This is a genomic window from Sneathiella sp. D3-11, assembly GCF_055809395.1.
In genome coordinates, this window is sequence record NZ_CM147911.1 from 2283978 (window position 1) to 2302667 (window position 18690).

At 50.8% G+C, this 18690-nt stretch carries 17 protein-coding genes, 1 tRNA gene and 2 pseudogenes; 10 read left to right on the forward strand and 10 right to left on the reverse strand.

Annotated elements, in window-relative coordinates:
* Nucleotides 1–3: 3 nt before the first annotated feature.
* The 4 genes and pseudogenes from proB to rplU form a co-directional block, all read right to left on the reverse strand.
* Nucleotides 4–1129: pseudogene (gene proB, locus AC0L73_RS11645) on the reverse strand (glutamate 5-kinase).
* Nucleotides 1117–2181 (reverse strand): GTPase ObgE, encoded by a 1065-nt coding sequence (gene obgE / locus AC0L73_RS11650; RefSeq protein ID WP_227948048.1) that lies wholly within the window; start codon nt 2179–2181, stop codon nt 1117–1119. Before obgE ends, proB begins: the two are co-directional and overlap by 13 nt.
* Nucleotides 2182–2297: 116 nt before the next feature.
* Nucleotides 2298–2555 (reverse strand): 50S ribosomal protein L27, encoded by a 258-nt coding sequence (rpmA, locus tag AC0L73_RS11655; protein ID WP_227948047.1) that lies wholly within the window; start codon nt 2553–2555, stop codon nt 2298–2300.
* 5 nt (nt 2556–2560) lie between these two features.
* Nucleotides 2561–3097 (reverse strand): 50S ribosomal protein L21, encoded by a 537-nt coding sequence (gene rplU, locus AC0L73_RS11660; RefSeq protein WP_321576126.1) that lies wholly within the window; start codon nt 3095–3097, stop codon nt 2561–2563.
* A gap of 239 nt (nt 3098–3336) precedes the next feature.
* On the opposite strand from rplU, the gene AC0L73_RS11665 reads away from it, so the two are divergent.
* From AC0L73_RS11665 to AC0L73_RS11705, 9 genes and pseudogenes are all read left to right on the forward strand, one after another.
* Nucleotides 3337–3426: transfer RNA gene (locus AC0L73_RS11665), tRNA-Ser, on the forward strand.
* A 123-nt stretch (nt 3427–3549) separates the two neighbouring features.
* Nucleotides 3550–4947, forward strand: coding sequence for a cytochrome ubiquinol oxidase subunit I (locus AC0L73_RS11670; protein ID WP_473653813.1), 1398 nt, complete (start codon nt 3550–3552; stop codon nt 4945–4947).
* Nucleotides 4948–4968: 21 nt separating this feature from the next.
* Nucleotides 4969–5979, forward strand: a complete 1011-nt coding sequence (cydB, locus tag AC0L73_RS11675; RefSeq protein ID WP_473655446.1) for a cytochrome d ubiquinol oxidase subunit II — start codon at nt 4969–4971, stop codon at nt 5977–5979.
* Nucleotides 5980–6327: 348 nt separating this feature from the next.
* Nucleotides 6328–7253, forward strand: a pseudogene (locus tag AC0L73_RS11680) (ABC transporter permease subunit).
* Nucleotides 7253–8590, forward strand: a complete 1338-nt coding sequence (gene livM / locus AC0L73_RS11685; RefSeq protein WP_227948044.1) for a high-affinity branched-chain amino acid ABC transporter permease LivM — start codon at nt 7253–7255, stop codon at nt 8588–8590. Before AC0L73_RS11680 ends, livM begins: the two are co-directional and overlap by 1 nt.
* Nucleotide 8591: 1 nt before the next feature.
* Nucleotides 8592–9449, forward strand: a complete 858-nt coding sequence (locus AC0L73_RS11690) for an ABC transporter ATP-binding protein (RefSeq protein ID WP_473653814.1) — start codon at nt 8592–8594, stop codon at nt 9447–9449.
* Entirely contained in the window at nt 9446–10174 is a 729-nt protein-coding gene (locus tag AC0L73_RS11695) for an ABC transporter ATP-binding protein (RefSeq protein ID WP_227948042.1), read from the forward strand. Before AC0L73_RS11690 ends, AC0L73_RS11695 begins: the two co-directional genes overlap by 4 nt.
* Nucleotides 10174–10527 (forward strand): DUF6867 family protein, encoded by a 354-nt coding sequence (locus AC0L73_RS11700; RefSeq protein WP_227948041.1) that lies wholly within the window; start codon nt 10174–10176, stop codon nt 10525–10527. The genes AC0L73_RS11695 and AC0L73_RS11700 overlap by 1 nt, the downstream gene beginning before the upstream one ends.
* Before the next feature lie 105 nt (nt 10528–10632).
* Nucleotides 10633–11736 carry a branched-chain amino acid ABC transporter substrate-binding protein gene (locus AC0L73_RS11705; protein WP_227948040.1) on the forward strand — a complete coding sequence of 368 codons (1104 nt, stop codon included), beginning with the start codon at nt 10633–10635 and terminating at the stop codon, nt 11734–11736.
* 64 nt (nt 11737–11800) lie between these two features.
* Here the strand turns inward: AC0L73_RS11705 and AC0L73_RS11710 are convergent, their stop codons facing one another.
* Both AC0L73_RS11710 and AC0L73_RS11715 read right to left on the reverse strand, forming a co-directional pair.
* Nucleotides 11801–12568: a phosphate/phosphite/phosphonate ABC transporter substrate-binding protein gene (locus AC0L73_RS11710; protein ID WP_227948039.1), complete on the reverse strand. Its 768-nt coding sequence runs from the start codon at nt 12566–12568 to the stop codon at nt 11801–11803.
* A 48-nt stretch (nt 12569–12616) separates the two neighbouring features.
* Nucleotides 12617–13510, reverse strand: coding sequence for a fatty acid desaturase (locus AC0L73_RS11715; protein WP_227948038.1), 894 nt, complete (start codon nt 13508–13510; stop codon nt 12617–12619).
* A gap of 140 nt (nt 13511–13650) precedes the next feature.
* Here AC0L73_RS11715 and AC0L73_RS11720 point away from each other — a divergent pair, with 140 nt between their 5' ends.
* Complete coding sequence (locus AC0L73_RS11720) at nt 13651–14526, forward strand: helix-turn-helix domain-containing protein (RefSeq protein ID WP_227948037.1); 876 nt, start codon at nt 13651–13653, stop codon at nt 14524–14526.
* 37 nt (nt 14527–14563) lie between these two features.
* Here AC0L73_RS11720 and AC0L73_RS11725 read toward each other — a convergent pair whose 3' ends face one another.
* From AC0L73_RS11725 to AC0L73_RS11740, 4 genes are read right to left on the reverse strand one after another with little or no spacing between them, the layout of a single operon-like run.
* Nucleotides 14564–15562 carry an ABC transporter ATP-binding protein gene (locus AC0L73_RS11725; protein WP_473653815.1) on the reverse strand — a complete coding sequence of 333 codons (999 nt, stop codon included), beginning with the start codon at nt 15560–15562 and terminating at the stop codon, nt 14564–14566.
* Nucleotides 15559–16407 carry an ABC transporter permease gene (locus tag AC0L73_RS11730; RefSeq protein WP_227948035.1) on the reverse strand — a complete coding sequence of 283 codons (849 nt, stop codon included), beginning with the start codon at nt 16405–16407 and terminating at the stop codon, nt 15559–15561. The genes AC0L73_RS11725 and AC0L73_RS11730 overlap by 4 nt, the downstream gene beginning before the upstream one ends.
* Complete coding sequence (locus AC0L73_RS11735) at nt 16404–17261, reverse strand: ABC transporter permease (protein ID WP_227948034.1); 858 nt, start codon at nt 17259–17261, stop codon at nt 16404–16406. Before AC0L73_RS11735 ends, AC0L73_RS11730 begins: the two co-directional genes overlap by 4 nt.
* A 56-nt stretch (nt 17262–17317) precedes the next feature.
* Nucleotides 17318–18565, reverse strand: a complete 1248-nt coding sequence (locus AC0L73_RS11740) for an ABC transporter substrate-binding protein (RefSeq protein WP_227948033.1) — start codon at nt 18563–18565, stop codon at nt 17318–17320.
* Nucleotides 18566–18690 lie beyond the last annotated feature (125 nt).

An 18690-nucleotide genomic window follows, 5' to 3' on the forward strand; every position in this document is an offset into this window, starting at 1 on the left:
GGATTAGTTTAAAGCAAGTTCATCCCGGTGAATCATTTCATCCCGGCCAGAATAACCGAGAATTTCTGCAATCTCACTACTTTTATGCCCAATAATACATTGAGCATCTTCGGAGGAATAGGCGACAAGGCCGCGTCCGAGTTCCTGTCCGTCTAAATTCATTACCATCACAAGATCGCCCCGCTCGAACGGACCTTCCACTTTGGAAACCCCCGCAGGGAGCAGGCTTTTGCCGGATTTGAGAGCTCTTTCCGCGCCTTTGTCTATAATCAATTGACCGCGTGAGGACAGGCTGGCCGCGATCCATTTCTTTCGGGCATTGCGGGGCGTTTCATGGGCAATAAAGCAGGTCGACAATGCACCGTCTTCCAATGCTTTTAACGGGTGCATAACCGTACCGCTTGTAATGAACATGTTGCAGCCTGCCGCCATTGCGATTTGTGCGGCTTTCAGTTTGGTTTCCATGCCGCCGCGACCTACATCGGTTTTTGTCTTGCTGGCCATGGCAAGTATCTCTCCGTCGAGATCTTTTACTTCACGAATGAATTTTGCGTTCGCATCACCCTTAGGATCGGCAGTATAAAGACCATCGACATCGCTCAACAAAACCAGGCAATCGGCGGATATCATCTGTGCTACGCGGGCGGCAAGGCGGTCGTTATCGCCATATCGAATTTCACTCGTCGCGACGGTGTCATTCTCGTTCACAACGGGTAGCGCGCCAAGTGAGAGAAGTGTTGTAATCGTGCTCCGCGCATTGAGGTAGCGACGGCGTTCCTCTGTGTCTCCAGAGTGTAAGGAGAATTTGTGCGACCTGTATTTTTTCAAGCCCGAGAATTTCCTGATACGCATGTGCGAGTTGAATCTGGCCGGTTGCTGCCGCGGCCTGACTTTCCTCCAGACGAAGAGGGGTGTTCTTAAGGCCCAGCACATGCCGACCCATGGCAATAGAGCCGCTGGAAACGATCAGCACTTCCTGACCCCGGCGTTTCATTTGTGCGATATCCTGACCGAGTGCAGTCAACCAGTCCCGACGCAGCCGTCCGGTAGTGCCATCTACGAGGAGGGAAGAACCTATCTTGATGACAACACGTTTTGCACGGATAAATCTGTTAATCAGGGGCGCCATGTTGTCGGCTCTTCCCCGGCCAGCAATTTTTCTTCAGCCTCTTGCTCTGCCTTTTCTTTTGCCGTGCTCTCATCCACGACTTTCAACAGCGCGAAAAGCAAGGGTTCGACATTTTCGCCTATCACGGCGGAAATGATATGAACGGGCTTTCCTGAAATATCCTTGATCGCGTTGACTTTTTCATCCAGTTCGTCCTCGCTCACCGAATCCATCTTATTGAGCGCGATAATCTCCGGTTTATTCGCAAGCCCCTCATCATATGCGGCGAGTTCTCCTCGGATTGTCTTGTACGAACCGACAACGTCCTCCTCTGTCGCGTCGATTAGATGCAGGAGAACTCGGCATCGTTCCACATGCCCGAGGAAGCGGTGGCCGAGCCCAATGCCTTCCGATGCGCCCTCAATCAGGCCCGGGATATCGGCAAGGACAAACTCCCGCTCCCCGGCGGCAACAACGCCAAGCTGGGGAACCAGCGTCGTAAACGGGTAATCTGCAATTTTGGGCTTGGCGCGGCTGGTAACGCTCAAGAAGGTTGATTTGCCGGCATTGGGTAAACCCACGAGCCCAACGTCGGCAATTAGTTTAAGACGCAGCCAGATCCATCTCTCTTCACCGGGCCAACCGGGTTCGATTTTTCTCGGTGCGCGGTTTGTTGACGTCTTGAAGGCGGCATTGCCGCGACCGCCGTCACCGCCCTTACAGAGGACAATTTTCTGACCGATTTCCGTCAGGTCAGCAATCAGGGTTTCATTGTCTTCTTCAAAAACTTGTGTCCCGACCGGAACTTTCATGATCATATCTGCGGCCGCAGCACCGGTTCGGTCACGCCCCATGCCATGGCCGCCACTCTTCGCCTTGAAATGTTGCTGATAACGGTAGTCGATAAGTGTGTTAAGCCCTTCGACGCATTCAACTATGACAGAGCCGCCACGGCCACCATCGCCGCCGTTCGGGCCGCCGAACTCGATAAATTTTTCGCGCCGGAAACTCAGCGCACCGGGCCCCCCGTTACCAGAGCGAAGAAAAACTTTTGCTTGATCGAGAAATTTCATAACGCTGTTGCTTGCCTTTTCTCAACGCCGGATATAATCCGCGCGTCATTAAAACAAAAAAGGGGAATGGTTGGACCATTCCCCTTCTTCAATCTTTTAGCCGTTAGAAGCGGGCGTTATGCCTGCTGTTCTACGGATACATAGATCTTTCCGCCACTTTTCTTGGTAAATTTTACATTACCATCGATAACGGCGAAGATGGTGTGGTCCTTGCCCATTCCTACATTGGTGCCAGGATACCATTTGGTACCACGCTGGCGCAGAATGATGTTGCCTGGAATAACTTTCTCGCCACCATATTTCTTGATGCCGAGGCGGCGACCAGCTGAGTCGCGACCGTTGCGGGATGAACCGCCAGCTTTTTTATGTGCCATCTAGCTTACTCCTCGGTTTTCTTTGCAGCAGCCTTTTTGGGCGCTGCTTTTTTCGCAGGTGCTTTCTTTTCAGCAGCGGCCTTTGGAGCTGCCTTTTTGGCAGGTGCCTTTTTCGGAGCTGCTTTTTTCGGTGCGGCTTCGGCCTTCTCTTCCTTTGCAGGAGCAGCGGCTTTTGCCTCAGCTTCCCCCTTAGGAGCGGCTTTCTTAGCAGTTGCCTTCTTTGCGCCCTTAGCGGCAATATCGGTGATTCTCAGAACTGACAAATCCTGACGGTGGCCAGCCTTGCGGCGGTAGTTCTGGCGACGTTTCTTCTTGAAGACAACGATCTTGTCGGCACGTGCCTGCTCCAGCAGGGTTGCCGAAACAACAGCGCCGTCGAGAAGCGGTGCACCAACAGTAAGGGCGCCGTCATCACCAGAGATGGCCAGAACTTCATCGAGTTGAACGCTATCACCGGCTTCACCTGCCAGGCGCTCTACCTTGATAACATCGTCTTTGGCGACTTTATATTGCTTGCCGCCGGTTTTGATCACTGCAAACATGGCTGATCCGTTTCGAACATGTTGAATGGGCCGCCAAGACTGAATTCCTAGCGCACCACAATTGAAGGGCGCAATATATCCATGGGGAGGGCGAAGTCAACCTGATTCAGGCATAGATTTGAAGTTTTTGGCGCATTCTGCACTTGCGCCGTCAAATCCCATGCGTTACAAGCCGCTTTCCTCGGATTTTGAGCGCTTACGGGCCTGTTATCAGGCTCTCTCGTACAAAATACGAACGCGGTCGGTTGGCAGAGTGGTTGAATGCGCCGGTCTCGAAAACCGGTAAGGGTGAATGCCCTTCGAGAGTTCGAATCTCTCACCGACCGCCAAATCTTCTAAGCTGAAGCGTCAACCAATTTGCAGCAATTTGTCGCAGCGCGTGCAAAAACACCTGACAACGCCTGAAGAAATGTTAGTCTATCCTTATCTTGGAGTATGCGGAGTAAGGCAGCATGTTTGGCATTGACGCAATCGATCTCGCCCGAATGCAATTCGCCTTTACGGTGTCGTTTCATATTATTTTTCCGGCGTTTTCTATCGGATTGGCCAGCTATCTCGCCGTTCTTGAGGGATTGTGGCTCTGGAAAAAGGAAGAGCGATACTTAGAGGTCTTCAACTATTGGAAGACAATTTTTGCCGTCGGTTTTGGCATGGGAGTCGTATCCGGCATTGTTATGGCCTACCAATTTGGGACGAATTGGTCCGTCTTCTCTGATAAAGCAGGGCCGGTGATCGGGCCACTGATGGGCTATGAGGTCATGTCCGCCTTTTTCCTTGAAGCTGGTTTCCTTGGCATCATGCTGTTCGGTCAAAAGCGGGTCGGGCCGGGGCTTCATTTCTTTGCAACACTGATGGTGGCGGCGGGCACTCTTTTTTCCGCCTTCTGGATTCTTTCTGTGAATTCCTGGATGCAGACCCCAACAGGTCATATCATTAATGCGGCGGGACAGTTTGTGCCGGATGACTGGTTTAACGTGGTTTTCAATCCGTCGTTCCCGTACCGGTTTGTCCATATGGTGCTGGCGGCTTATTTGACAACAGCCTTCGTTGTCGGTGCGGTCGGCGCCTTTCACCTGCTTAAAGACAAGACATCCAGGAACGCAAGGCTGATGTTTTCGATGGCAATGTGGATGGCGGCAATTGTGACGCCAATCCAGATCATCGCGGGTGATCAGCACGGATTAAATACGCTTGAACATCAACCGGCAAAAATTGCGGCGATTGAGGGCCACTATAAGAATGTGAAAGGGGCGCCGCTCCTCCTTTTTGGAGTTCCGGATAATGAAGAAGCGAAGACACTTTATACAGTTGAGGTGCCAAGGCTCGGATCGCTTATTCTCACCCACAGTTGGGACGGAGAGCTACAGGGTCTTGAATCATTTCCGAGAGAAGATTGGCCAAACACGTTTCTTATTTTTTGGGCTTTCAGGATTATGGTTGGAATGGGAATGATCATGCTGCTCATTGGGCTTTGGAGCCTGCTTCGGCGTTATCAGGGGCGCCTTTATGAAGATCAATGGCTCACGCGTGCAGCGGTAGCTGCCGGACCGATCGGCTTTGTGGCCGTGCTCTGTGGCTGGATCACAACTGAAGCTGGGCGGCAACCCTGGACAGTCTACGGGTTGTTACGAACCGCAGATAGTGCCTCTCCGCTGAATGGAATTGAAGTTGGCGGAACGTTAATTGCCTTTATCGTTGTCTACTTTGTCCTGTTTGGTACTGGTGTGTATTATATGCTGCGGCTAATGGCGAAACCGCCGGTTTCTGTTTCTGGGAAGGAAACTACCAGCCTGAAGAGAGCGTCCGGGATGACGGGCGCTCCCTCAACCCTTGATCGCACCAAATCTTGACGCGGGGGAGGAAAAAATATGCTGGAATTTGACCTACCACTAATCTGGGCCGCGATCATTGCCTTCGCGATCCTGGCTTATGTATCTCTCGACGGGTTTGACCTCGGGGTTGGTATCCTGTTTCCGCTGGTTGCAGAAAAAGCAGGTCACCGCGATGTAATGATGAATTCTGTTGCGCCGATTTGGGACGGGAACGAAACCTGGCTCGTCCTTGGTGGCGGGGGATTGCTTGCTGTCTTTCCGCTTGCGTATGCGGTTGTTTTGCCCGCCCTTTATATCCCGATTATTATCATGTTGCTGGGTCTCATATTCCGGGGGGTCGCTTTCGAATTTCGCTGGCGCGCGTCCAAGAAGAACCGTATCTGGTGGGATCGATCCTTCGCCTTTGGGTCCATTATGGCCACCTTGGCGCAAGGGATATGCCTCGGTGCGCTGATTCAGGGAATTGATGTCGTTGACCGAAGCTATGCCGGCGGTCGTCTCGACTGGTTGACGCCTTTTTCATTGCTGACCGGCGTGTCTCTTGTCATGGGGTATGCGCTGCTGGGGGCGACTTGGCTGGTGATGAAAACCGAGGGAGAGCTGCAGGGCATTGCCCGTAAGTTTGCCATGATTTCCGGTATGGGAACTCTTGCACTTATTGGCATTGTCAGTCTTGCAACGCCGTTTCTTGATGCGCAATATCACCACCGATGGTTTGAAGGGGCTAACCTTGCTTTCAGTATAATCGTTCCGTTCTTGCTCGCTATTTGTGCAGCGGTGTTGTTTCTGGGGTTGAAGCGTCATAATGACATTCGTCCGTTTTTCGCGGCGCACGGGATATTCTTACTTTGTTATATCGGTATTGGAATCAGTTTCTATCCACATATGGTGCCGCCTGATCTGACTATCTGGGCAGCCGCAGCTCCTGAAAAGAGCCTGTATTTTCTTATTGTAGGAACGATATTTCTAGTGCCGACAATCCTAGCTTACACGGTTTACAGCTATTGGGTATTCAGAGGTAAAGTAGATAAGGAAGGTGGATATCACTGATGTCCTCTCGGTGGCGGCAGTATCTCTGGTTTATTGCCTTGTGGGTGCTGGGCGTTTTGGCGGTTGGCAGCGTTGCTTTCCTAATTCGACTTATACTCATGCCTTGATCTAGATGACGGTTTGCTTCTATCGGACCGGGTTGTGTCGAAAATAGCTAATATACTATATCTATAAAACAAATCTCTCTTGCGTCTGTCATATGTCTGTCATACGGTAACGTCGCCGGATGTTTAGATCAGCTTTTTGGAAGGGAGATGATCAAGATCCGCAACGGCGGTTGTAACTGTCGATTTAGGATATGGAAGAGCTGTCCGGCATTGTGGCAGGTTTTTTCTCCGGGGGAGCTTGATGGAATATTTTTTACAGCAATTGATCAATGGAATCACGCTGGGATCGATTTATGGTCTTATCGCGATCGGGTATACGATGGTTTATGGTATCATCGGCATGATCAATTTTGCGCATGGCGACATTTTTATGGTGAGTTCGTTTATCGCACTTATTGTCATCACAGCGCTTGGTCTAACGGTTTCGACCGGGCTTGGTCTGACTATTCTGGCGCTGATTCTCGTTCTTGTAACCTCCATGGTGATCGCTTCCGTATTTGGATGGACGACGGAACGACTGGCCTATCGTCCGCTTCGCGGCTCTTTCCGGCTTGCACCGCTGATTACGGCCATTGGCATTTCCATTGTCCTGCAAAACTATATCCAGATCACGCAGGGCGCACGTGTGAAACCCCTGCAGCCACTTATTGAAGACGGCTATACTCTGATGACGCGGGCCGATGGGTTCACCGTTCAGTTGTCCAATATGCAGATTCTGATCATCACCGTGACCATCGTTCTGATGACGGTTTTCTCTCTCATCATTGCCAAGACATCTTTGGGCCGGGCACAGCGTGCCTGTGAACAGGATCGCAAGATGGCCTCACTCCTTGGTATCAATGTCGACAGGACAATTTCCATGACATTTGTTATGGGCGCAGCGCTGGCCGCTGTCGCGGGCCTGATGTTCTTGCTTTACTATGGTGTTATTGACTTTTTTATCGGCTTCGTTGCAGGTGTGAAGGCTTTTACTGCTGCTGTGCTTGGCGGAATCGGATCATTGCCCGGGGCCATGCTGGGGGGCTGGTAATTGGGCTGATTGAAACTTTTTGGTCCGCTTATTTCTCGATTGAGTATAAGGACGTCGCCGCCTTCTCCATGCTTGCGATTGTACTGATCTTTCTGCCGCAAGGTTTACTTGGTAAGCCAGAGGTGGAAAAAGTATAATGGCAGACACTTCAAACAGTGCCTCGCGCCCCGGAAGGCATCTGGATTTTAGCAAGGTGGCCAAAGACCTTATCGTCACAGCGCTGATCGCGACAGCAATTTTTGGCTCAACAATTGCGTTTCGCACTGTGTCTGCCGCAGGCGGCCTTCGGTTGGAAGTTCGATATGATATTGCCTTCTATGTGATCGCCGCGGTGGTTTTCGGTCGATTGTTGCTCTGGATTTTTTTCTGGAGCAAACCGCCGGGCACTTCGGCCATTGAGGTGCCAACGGGCATCAAGTCTGGAATTGCGAAAATAACAGCTAAGGTTGGCAAGGGTTTTGGGCCGACAATGTTGTTATTCGCGTTGGTTTTCCCCTTCCTCCCTTTTACCGATCGTTATCTCCTCGACCTCAGCATATTGATTTTGACATATGTCATGCTTGGTTGGGGCTTGAACATTGTGGTCGGGCTGGCAGGATTGCTCGATCTTGGCTATGTGGCCTTTTATGCGATTGGGGCCTATTCCTATGCTTTGCTCGCGCAATATTTCGGGTTTTCATTCTGGATGTGTCTTCCGCTTGCCGGCATTCTTGCGGCGTTCTGGGGGATTATTCTCGGGTTTCCGGTTCTCCGGCTCCGCGGGGACTACCTCGCGATTGTAACCCTAGCCTTTGGGGAAATTATTCGCATCGTCCTACTCAACTGGTATCAGTTCACAGGCGGCCCCGATGGACTATCCGGTATTCCACGGCCAAGCTTTTTCGGTCTGGAATTTACACGCAGGGAAGGCGGTTTCGCAGACTTTTTCGGTCTCGATTACTCCTCTATCCATCGTATTATGTTTATGTATTTCCTGATCCTCGCGCTGGCGCTGCTCACTAACTTCGTAACCAACCGTCTTCGCCGTCTACCGATTGGTCGCGCGTGGGAGGCTTTGCGGGAAGATGAGATTGCCTGCCGGTCGCTTGGCCTTAATACAACATCCGTAAAGCTGACGGCTTTTGCCATCGGCGGCATGTTCGCGGGTTTTGCCGGATCGTTTTTCGCGACCCGGCAGGGGTTTATCTCGCCAGAAAGTTTCACATTTATCGAATCAGCCCTGATTTTGGCAATCGTGGTTCTGGGCGGCATGGGATCGCAGGTCGGTGTGGTGATTGCCTCTATCGCCATGATCGGCGGATTTGAGGTCTTCCGGGAGGCAGAGCAATTCCGGATGCTGATATTTGGCCTTGCCATGGTGGTTATCATGATCTGGCGTCCGCGTGGCCTGATCTCCACGCGTATTCCTTCAATCTTCCTGAAAGAGAAAAAAGCGGTGTCGGCGGATATGGTCGCGCAAGGGGAGGGACACTGACATGATAAATATTGTCGAAGATCCCGTACTAACTGTTGAGCATCTGAACATGCGCTTTGGCGGCTTGCTTGCCGTTGATGACCTTTCCTTCGATGTTGACCGGCGCGATATCACTGCGCTGATCGGTCCGAATGGTGCGGGCAAGACCACGGTGTTCAACTGCATTACTGGTTTTTACAAGCCGACAGAAGGACGGATTACAGCGCGGCACGAAGACGGAGCGAAATTCCTTCTTGAACGAATGGACGATTTTAAAATTCCGAAAGTGGCGAAGGTTGCGCGGACTTTCCAGAATATCAGGCTGTTCGGCGGGATGACAGTACTCGAAAATTTGATGGTGGGTCAGCATAACCCTCTGATGATTGCCTCCAGTTATACATTTGGCGGGATATTCGGACTAAGCGGTTATAAAAAAGCCGAAAAGGAAGCGGTAGAGTTGGCCAAATACTGGATGGAGCAAACAGGTCTGACGGCCCGTGCAGATGATGCGGCGGGAGATCTGCCATACGGAGAGCAACGCAAGCTTGAGATTGCCCGCGCCATGTGCACGAAACCGAAATTGCTATGCCTTGATGAACCGGCAACGGGCCTGAACCCGCGAGAATCGGAAGAGCTGAACAAACTGCTTCTCTTTATCCGCAAGGAGCGCGATACCGGGGTTCTCTTGATCGAGCATGATATGAATGTGGTTATGGGAATTTCTGATCATATTATAGTACTCGACTATGGCAAGAAAATCGCTGACGGCACGCCGGAGGAAATACGCAATGATCCAAGCGTCATTGCTGCCTATCTCGGAGTGGCGGATGATGAGGTGGAAGAAGTGGAGCATGAAATTGAGGAAGGAGTATCCTCATGAGCGATCAACACCTTCTTGCAGTGAAAGACGTTGAAACCTATTACGGGAAGATCCAGGCTCTAAAAGGTGTCACAATGGAGGTGAACTCCGGCGAGATCGTGACCCTTATTGGCGCGAATGGAGCTGGAAAATCCACCCTGATGATGACTATTTGCGGGGACCCTCGCGCGGCGGCAGGGCAGATAATTTTCGACGGGCAGGATATTACTAATCTGCCGACCCACGAAATCACCCGTATGAATATTGCCCAATCACCAGAAGGGCGACGGATATTTTCCCGCATGACGGTTTATGAAAATCTGATCATGGGGGCGACGACTTCCAATCCTGCCTATTTTGAGGAAGATCTAGCCCACGCGTTTTCTCTGTTCCCAAGACTGAAGGAGCGAAAAGATCAGCGCGGCGGTACTCTTTCGGGCGGAGAGCAGCAAATGCTTGCGATTGCCAGAGCTTTGATGGCTCGGCCTCGACTTTTGTTGCTTGATGAGCCGTCACTTGGTTTGGCGCCGCTCGTCGTGAAACAGATATTCGAAGCGATAAAGGAGCTCAATGAAAAGGATGGGCTGACCGTCTTTCTGGTAGAGCAGAACGCGTATCATGCGCTTAAACTGGCGCATCGCGGCTATGTTATGGTCAATGGCAATATTACCCTGAGTGGAACCGGTAAGGAATTACTGGCGAGCGAAGAGGTTCGTGCCGCTTATCTGGAAGGAGGGGCGCACTGATGGGAATTATTTGGGAAAACAGTTTTGTCACCTTCCTGTTTGTCACGGTCATTATCGGGGGCGGTGCGGGATATCTTTCCGGGCGGTCGCTCGCGTCAAATTGGCGCCCCATTTCGCATTTAATCTTCTTTATGATGTTGTTGGCGTTTGCTGTGAGGTTTTTCCATTTTGCTTTATTCGAGGGGACGTTGCTATCCCTCCATTATTATGTCGTTGATGCCTTGGTATTGATCGGCATTTCTCTATTGGGTTACCGTTTGACCCGGGTGCGGCAAATGGTGACACAGTACCGCTGGCTTTATGAACGGGCAGGCCCTTTTTCCTGGCGCGAGAAAAAAGGTGCGGCGGGCTGAGACCCTCCACTCGATTTCGCTTTCAAGTTTCTTTAAAAGTTTGATATAATTGCGAAAAAGTAGCGTATTTATTTGAGTTACATTTTACCAACTGGGAGTACGAAGATGAAAAAAATGTTACTTGCCGTGTCGGCTATGTCGATGGGCGTGATGATCAGCTCAGGCGCCGCCTGGGCGGATATTGCGATTGCAACGGCAGGCCCGATGACGGGGCAGTATGCGAGCTTTGGTCAGCAGATGAAGGCTGGTGCAGAGCAGGCTGTCGCGGACATTAATGCCGCTGGCGGTGTGAATGGCGAAATGCTGACACTTGAGATTGGTGATGACGCTTGCGATCCGAAGCAGGCTGTGGCTGTTGCCAACCAGATGGTGTCAAAAGGCGTTGTCTTTATGGCTGGCCATTTCTGTTCCGGTTCTTCCATTCCGGCATCCGCCGTATATGAAGAAGAAGGGATCATTCAGATTTCACCCGCTTCCACCAACCCGAAGCTGACCGATGAAGGCGGCCCGAACGTATATCGCGTCTGCGGCCGTGACGATCAGCAGGGCAAGGTTGCTGGCGCTTATCTTGCTGATGAAACCAAAGCAGGCAAGAAAGTAGCCATCCTGCATGACAAGACTGCCTATGGTAAAGGTCTTGCTGATGAAACCAAAGCTTCCATGGAAGCCGCTGGTGGCAAGGCAACCATGTATGAAGCCTATACTGCTGGTGAAAAAGACTACACGGCACTTGTCTCCAAAATGAAACAGGAAGGCATCGATATCGCGTATGTTGGCGGTTATCACACAGAAGCGGGCCTGATTGTTCGCCAGATGCGCGATCAGGGCATGAAAACCCAGCTCGTATCTGGTGACGCACTGGTGACTGACGAATATTGGTCAATCACGGGCGATGCTGGTGAAGGCACACTGATGACTTTCTCGCCGGACCCACGTAAAAACCCGGGCGTTACTGAACTGGTTGCAAAGTTCCGTGCCAAAGGCATTGAGCCAGAAGGTTACGTTCTTTACACCTATGCTGCAGTGCAGGCTTGGGCGGACGCGGCTAAAGCTGCCAAGTCCGTTGATCTGGAGCCCGTTATGGATGCCTTGAATGAGGGTACGTTTGAAACGGTCCTCGGATCATTGTCTTTCGATGATAAAGGCGACGTGACCCTGCCGGGTTATGTCTGGTACGAATGGAAAGACGGCAAATACGACTATAAATAAGTCACCTTGACGTTTGATATTAAGCCCGGAAGTTTCGGCTTCCGGGTTTTTTTATTGTGTTTCTCTATAAGAGATTTTCCAGATCAGGGCTGATTTTTTCAAAGTTGCGTTTGATAATTTGATAATCTGCCTCCTCTGTTGCGGCGAAGCCCGTCAAAAGAAGTGTATCCTGTATCTCGCAAGACAGAGATGCCATTGCTTCAACAACCGCGTGATGGATCCGGTCAATCTCACTTTTGGGGCGTCGCGCGGTTATAATGGGAAGTCCAGGTGTTGGGTGAGTGCGCGCGATAACGGAGAGATTATTCGTTGCCACCTCAAATCGTTTTGCAAGTTCCCATGTCACGGCGTCGATTGAGGCTATGTCAATTTGCCGTTCCGCTAAGTGCTGTATGACATTCCGATGAGACATCAACCGCTCACACCGGCGAATTTTCTGAAAGGAAATTCCTTCCTCCGCCAGATAGGAGAAAAAGGCCGAGACGCCGGACTGTGAAAGCGGATCGTTATAGCCGAGGGTCGCGGCATTAAGGTCCGAAAGCTTTTCAATATCACTCTCTTTATGAACAACAATCACACTGAAATAGCTGCCGGCCCCACAGTCAATGTCATAGGCGGGTGTTCCGACGAGGGAGACATCGCTTGCTAGCTTTTCGACAAAGGGGAGGCCGCAAGTCTGGCCAAGCAAAAGGGCCGGATCTATCCAGCATTCGAACGGATCGTCTGTCCGGGTAAGAAGTTTTGGTGGTTTAAATCCGGCATCCCCAAGGCTCTCTTGAAGGGCCGCCCAATAGGTATCCGTCGCGCGGCGGATTTCAGGCCAGTCATACATAGGGAGAAGCGCCACAGAGGGTGCTATCGAGGATATCATCTTCAAATATTAAACCGGGTCCAATGGAAAGGCGACAGGTTCTTTTCGTTTAAACGCATGCGCGCGAATGACGTCGGTATAGCTTTTGTAAAAATAACCTTTGTTCATTTCGACGAAGCGCTCCTGATGGAGGCGGAATAAGCCCGGCAACCGGTACCAAGCGACGGACGGATAGGCATGATGAACGGCATGTAGATTATTGTTCAGAAACAAAAACCGCAATGGCCCTTTGTCATTGATCAGGACAGAACGCGCTCGACGATCCGGGTGCGCCTGATGTTCAAGAAAGGTGCGGATCATCAGAAGTGACATGCCAAAATAGGCGGCAATACAGTAGCCAAGAATGGAAATGTTAGAAAAATAACCGATAAAGATAAAAAGCAAACCACAAAGCGTAGAATGAAGCGCCCAGTCGCCAAGCAATCGACGGTCCCCATTTCGAATTCTCTGAATATCTGCACGAAGGAGACTGGATACCCCGATTGCGGGGCCAATAAGCATGCGCCCTATGAGAAAGTTATTGGCAGTCCATATCAGCTTCTGTATGCGATTGAATTTCGCCCATTGCTCGTCTGTGACATACCAACTTTCCGGATCTTCTGTCGGATCAGTGATCCGCGCCCGTTGATGGTGGGTCAGGTGAACTTCTTTAAATCGTGGATAGGGCATGAACAAGCCGATCGGCAAATAGATAAACAGGTCATTCAGGCGACGATCAACGAAGGGATGGCCATGGATGCATTCATGTTGAAGTGAGGAGTGAAAAGTAATCACCGGGACGAGCATCAAAACTGTAAGCCAAAGAGGGAAGTCTACCGGTCCAAAAAGGATAAACCCCCAAATCCCATAGCACAGCATAATCAATGCAAGGGTTCTGATTTCCAGCCGTTCACGCAACAACACAGTTCATCAACTCCATAAGTCATTATTAGAAGAAGAGAATTATGAGCTACCAGACAGGGAATATACAATGCGATATTTCGCTAATTTTTATGTTAATATAAAACTTAAGTTCAATATTGTTACTTAAATAGGAAAATGGTGTGAAATCACTGCATTTAGATAAGGAAAATCCGGATAAGCGGGATGTTGCCGAAATATTTCGCGACCGAATGGCGCTGCTGCTGGCGCGAAAAGGATTTAATCTAAGCCAGTTTGCGAACAGCGTCGGCATCGACAGGTCGGCTCTCAGTCAGTTTCTTGCGCCGGGATCCACCCGGTTGCCACGCGCTGAAACCTTGTGCGCTATTTCCCGAACTTATGGCGTATCTGTCGATTGGCTCATGGGCTTGATCGCAAATGATGAAAGCGCCAGCGAAGCTGTGCCGATGATTGAGATTGAGCGAGTCACCGAAGCCTCAGCCAGTGTTAAGCTCGCGAAATGGCATCGGGAGGCAATGGGATATAAAATTCGTTATGTACCAAGTACATTGCCGGATCTCCTCCGGACTGAAGAAATTGGCGCATATGAATTTGGTGATTTCACGACAGTCGAGCGAGAAGCGAAAGAACGGCAAATGCAGGATCAGCTAAGCTATTCCCGGCGCCCGGAAACGGATATGGAGGTATGCATGCCGCTTCAGGCAATTGAACAGCTTGCACAGGGGGAAGGAATTTGGCGTCAGGTTCCAATTTCCATCCGTCGTGATCAGATGAAAAACATGATCCGGCTGACTGAAGAACTCTACCCCACCTTTCGGCTGTTCCTGTTTGATGCGCGGAAGATTTACTCTGCAGCCTATACCCTTTTCGGGCCGCTTCGTGCTGCCATTTATATCGGAAACATGTATCTTCTTGTAAATTCCGTCGAGCATATCCGTGCGCTGACGGTGCATTTCGACGGACTTATCCGGAGTGCAGAGGTCGCGCCGGATAAGGCGCCGGAAACAATCACGGAATATCTAAAGGCGTTGAGTTAGCTCAACACCCAAAGGGATCGACGCGGAAAATGGACAGCTACTGTTGTTCCTTCCTCGAACGGTTCCGCAATATGGGGGGCAGCAATGCCTCAAAGGAGATGCTTTCTTTGCGCATTTCTATGCGGGTTTGGTTACCGAGAAATTGCTTTGAAACGATTGTTGCTTGAACGCTGTTTTCAGTATTCCCGTCAGCTCCAATAACGAAATTTTCCGGGCGAATAGTTAGTATGTTGCCGGTATCAGGAGCACCATCTGGCAGAGCAAATCGACCAAGAGAGCAATCGAAATATCCAGAAGCACATTCACCCGGAATAAAATTTTTCGCACCGAAGAATTTCGCTACTTCCTGATTTTGCGGCTTCTGATAGAGGGAGACGGCAGGTGCATATTGCCGAAGTGTTCCGCCAAGGATAAGGGCAATTTTGCTAGAAAGAGCGACCGCTTCTTCCTGATCATGGGTAACGAATAGCATCGTCGTCTTAAGCTCTTGATGGAGGGATTTAAGTAGTTGCTGCATTTCCAGGCGCAAATTAGCATCTAGATTGGAAAAAGGCTCATCCAGTAGCAATATTTTAGGGCGAAGGACCAAAGCACGCGCGAGGGCGACTCGTTGCTGTTGCCCACCCGAAAGCTGGCTGGGTTTGCGCTTTTCCATGCTATCCAGCTGCACGAATTCCAATGTTCTGCCAACCGCGTCGGCAATCTCTTTTTTCGGCAGGCGACGCATCTTAAGGCCAAAGCCGACGTTCTCGCCAACGGTCATATATGGAAAGAGGAGATGGTTCTGGAACACCATAACGGCGTCGCGCCGGTTCGGCGGTAAATGGAGAATGGATTGTCCGGCAAAACGGATATCGCCCGATGTTGGCGCGAGAAGACCGGCAATCATTTTCAGGATTGTTGATTTACCGCAAGCTGACGGGCCAAGAAGCGCTGTAAGCGATCCTCCCTCAATGCGCATGGAAACATCGTTCACAGCGGGAATGGTTTCGCCCGGATAGGTTTTGGTGAGATTTTCTAGAGTAACGTCAGTCATATCTGGCGCAAACTTTCTGTCGCGCTGTTTCGCCCCGTTAGATGACGCGCACCAAGGAGAAGGAGAACAACACCCGGCAGGATATAAATCATACTGATGGCGCCTGTAATGTCGTTTCGTCCCGCGCTGGCAAAATTAAAGAGAAGAAGCGGCAGCGTTACTACACGCCCACCGCCGATCAGGAGCGTGAGGATATACTGGCTCCAGGAAACGAGAAAAGTAAATAGCGACCCGATCAACAGGCCCGGCAGGATGGCAGGCAAGGTTACATAATAGAATGTCTGGATCGGGCCGGCGCCGAGGCTACGGGCCTGTGCCTCTATTTCCGGGTTATAGTTTGCAAATACCCCCGCCATGACCAGCACCATATAGGGCAATGTGGGGATGAGATGAATAATCAGGACACCGGAAAAGGAACCGGCAAGGCCAAGATTGAGAAACACGACATGAAGGCCGAGCGCGACCGCAATTCCAGGCACAATTGTGGGCGCGAGAATCAAAAGCTCTATTACTGCCTTTCCTCGAAACTGATAGAGCCCGAGCGCACGGCCCGCTGGCAGGCCGATGATCGCGGACAAAAGTGTCGCACAAAGTGCGATGAATGTTGTCATGCCAAGGGCGGGGAGAACCTCGGATGTGGTTGAAAAAACATAGGTCCAGGCGCGTAGGCTGTAAGCAGACGGAGTAATATCGGGGAAGAACCAGCTTCGGCTGATGGACCAAATGCCAAGGGGTATTAGTGGAAGGACTAACCAGCTAATCAGCAATATAAGTGCAAACCAGGCCGGCCCTGACAATCCATCGTGAGAAATGTCTTCTTGTCTTGTTACCGTGCCATTACTCATGAGCGAACATATCTGCGCGTCAGGCGGGCGTACCCGAGTATCATAACCGCACTTAAGACTGCGATAATCATCCCCATGGCCAACGCCTCTGGCCGGGCGTTTAGGTCCACATCGGTGAAGGACTGATAGGCCAGAACGGGGAGGGAGGCCGGATAGTTTTGTCCAAGCAAGGCCGGAATCTCATAGGCGCCGAAGGTGAAGGCAAAGACTATCAGCGCAGCGGCAAGAAGACCGGGGGTGAGAAGCGGCAACAGGACGTAGCGGAAACCCTGCCAGCGGTTTGCGCCGAGGGAGCGGGCTGCGGCTTCGTAGTCCTGCCCAAATGTTTGCATATTGGCGAGAAGGATCATCCCGATGAAGGGAACTTCTTTCCAGACATATTGCAGGATAATTCCGATCGCAAGCGGATCGTAAATCATCGCCGGAAAGTCAGAAGGCCTCGCAATTAGCTCAAACTCATAGGCGAGGCGTGAGAAAAAGCCCGACTGAGAGAATAGATACAGAATGCCGACCGCGCCCACCAGATGCGGCACGGTTAGGTTAATTTGAAATAGGAAGTTAATGACGGAGCGGCCAAAAAAATGCCGACGTAAAATCAATGCCGCCCCGACGGCCAGAATGGAGGCGATAATTGTGGAGGTGAAAGAGATATAGAAGGTCATTAGAAAAGAGTGATAAAATCGATCCGATGCCAGTATTTTGCGATAAGCGTCGAGACTTATCTCTTCCCGGCCGAGTAGCGGCATATACCCCAAGCTACCGATCAAGCCAAGGAAAAGGCCGCCCAGAAACAATCCCACAATGAGGAGGAGAGCAGGGGAGAGTAATATCAGAACTTTCCAGCGATCAGCCAAGCGGAGCCTCATGAATGGCGGTAATTATGATTGAGCTTACTCTAAATTCCTCCGCATTACTTGGCGACATTTTCCTGCCAGCCCTTTTCAATGGCGCTGATCCAGTCAGGATGCAGCTCCGGCAACGCCTTTTTGGAAAGTGCCGCCGGATCGATAACGGCGGGGTGGCGAGGTAGGCTCAAAAAACGCAGTTTGTCCTCTTCCGGTAGGCGGCTTATATCGATTGCTGGCGCGGTACCCCAGACATCTGCTTTTGCTTTTTCATATTGGGCATTCGCCGACAGGATAAAATTGGCGGCGACCATCGCAGCGGCCTTGTTGGGTGAATTATAAGGAATAGCAACATAATTTGTATTGCCAATGGTGCCGTCTTCCAGGCCATAGGATCGGGTTGTCTCTGGGAAGATACCGTTTTCAACATTAATTCCGAATATCGCCGGATCATAATCGAAATAGAGCGCAACCTCCCTATTTGCGAAAAGCTGCGCGAGATTTGCGATTGCATTGGGATAGGTTTCCCCCTCCCGCCAGAGATACGGTTTCATTTCATTGAGAATGGCCCAGGCTTTTGGTGCGATGACGTCAAACTTCTCTTGATCAAAATCCCCCAGAAGAGCGTCCGGTCCCCCTGCGGCGTGATAAAAAACATGGCGTATGAAGACGCTGCCATTGAAGTCCGTCGCCGCCGGATAGGTAAACTCGCCCGGATTTTTCTTCACCCAGTCAATAAGTTCTGAAATACTTTTCGGCGGGTTTTTTGTAAGTGCACTGTCATAGGCAAAGGCGAACTGCGCTCGGTTCCAGGGTACCTCACATTCATCCACTGCAAGGCCGAAATCATTCGCGATGGACGGGTTTTGCCAGTTTACGAGATTATTATTGGGGAGTAGGGAATGATATCCGCAGAATAGCAGGTCCCCTTGCTTCATCGTTCGGAAGTTACCGCCATTAATCCAGATCATGTCGACGGAACCCTTGTCGTCGATTCCGGCCTGTTTCTCGCCAAGGACGATATTGACGGCCTCCGCCGTATCATTGATGCCGATCCGCTTTAAAGTGATGTCATAGCGCTTTTTGAGTTCTCCGCCGATATAGTCGGAGACATAATGATTGATATTGTCCGCCCCGCCCCACATAAACCAGTTGACTGTACCGCCCTTGGCGGCACTAGTGACGTCTTCCCAGTTTTTGTAGTCAACCTTGGTCTCAGCAACAGCGGAAAGGGGAAAGACAAGCGCAAAAAAGATGCACAAAAAACGGAAGTTTTTCCATACAGAAATCTCTAATGACAGGTTAAGTGGCATATTTTCTAGTTCCGTTGAGTGAAGTGAAGACCAAATAGGCACGTATTTTAGCCAAAAGCTTCCTGCGCGTCCGCCTAAGATTGGTCAAATGACTACAACTTTTCGAGACCATTCGATTTTCCCCG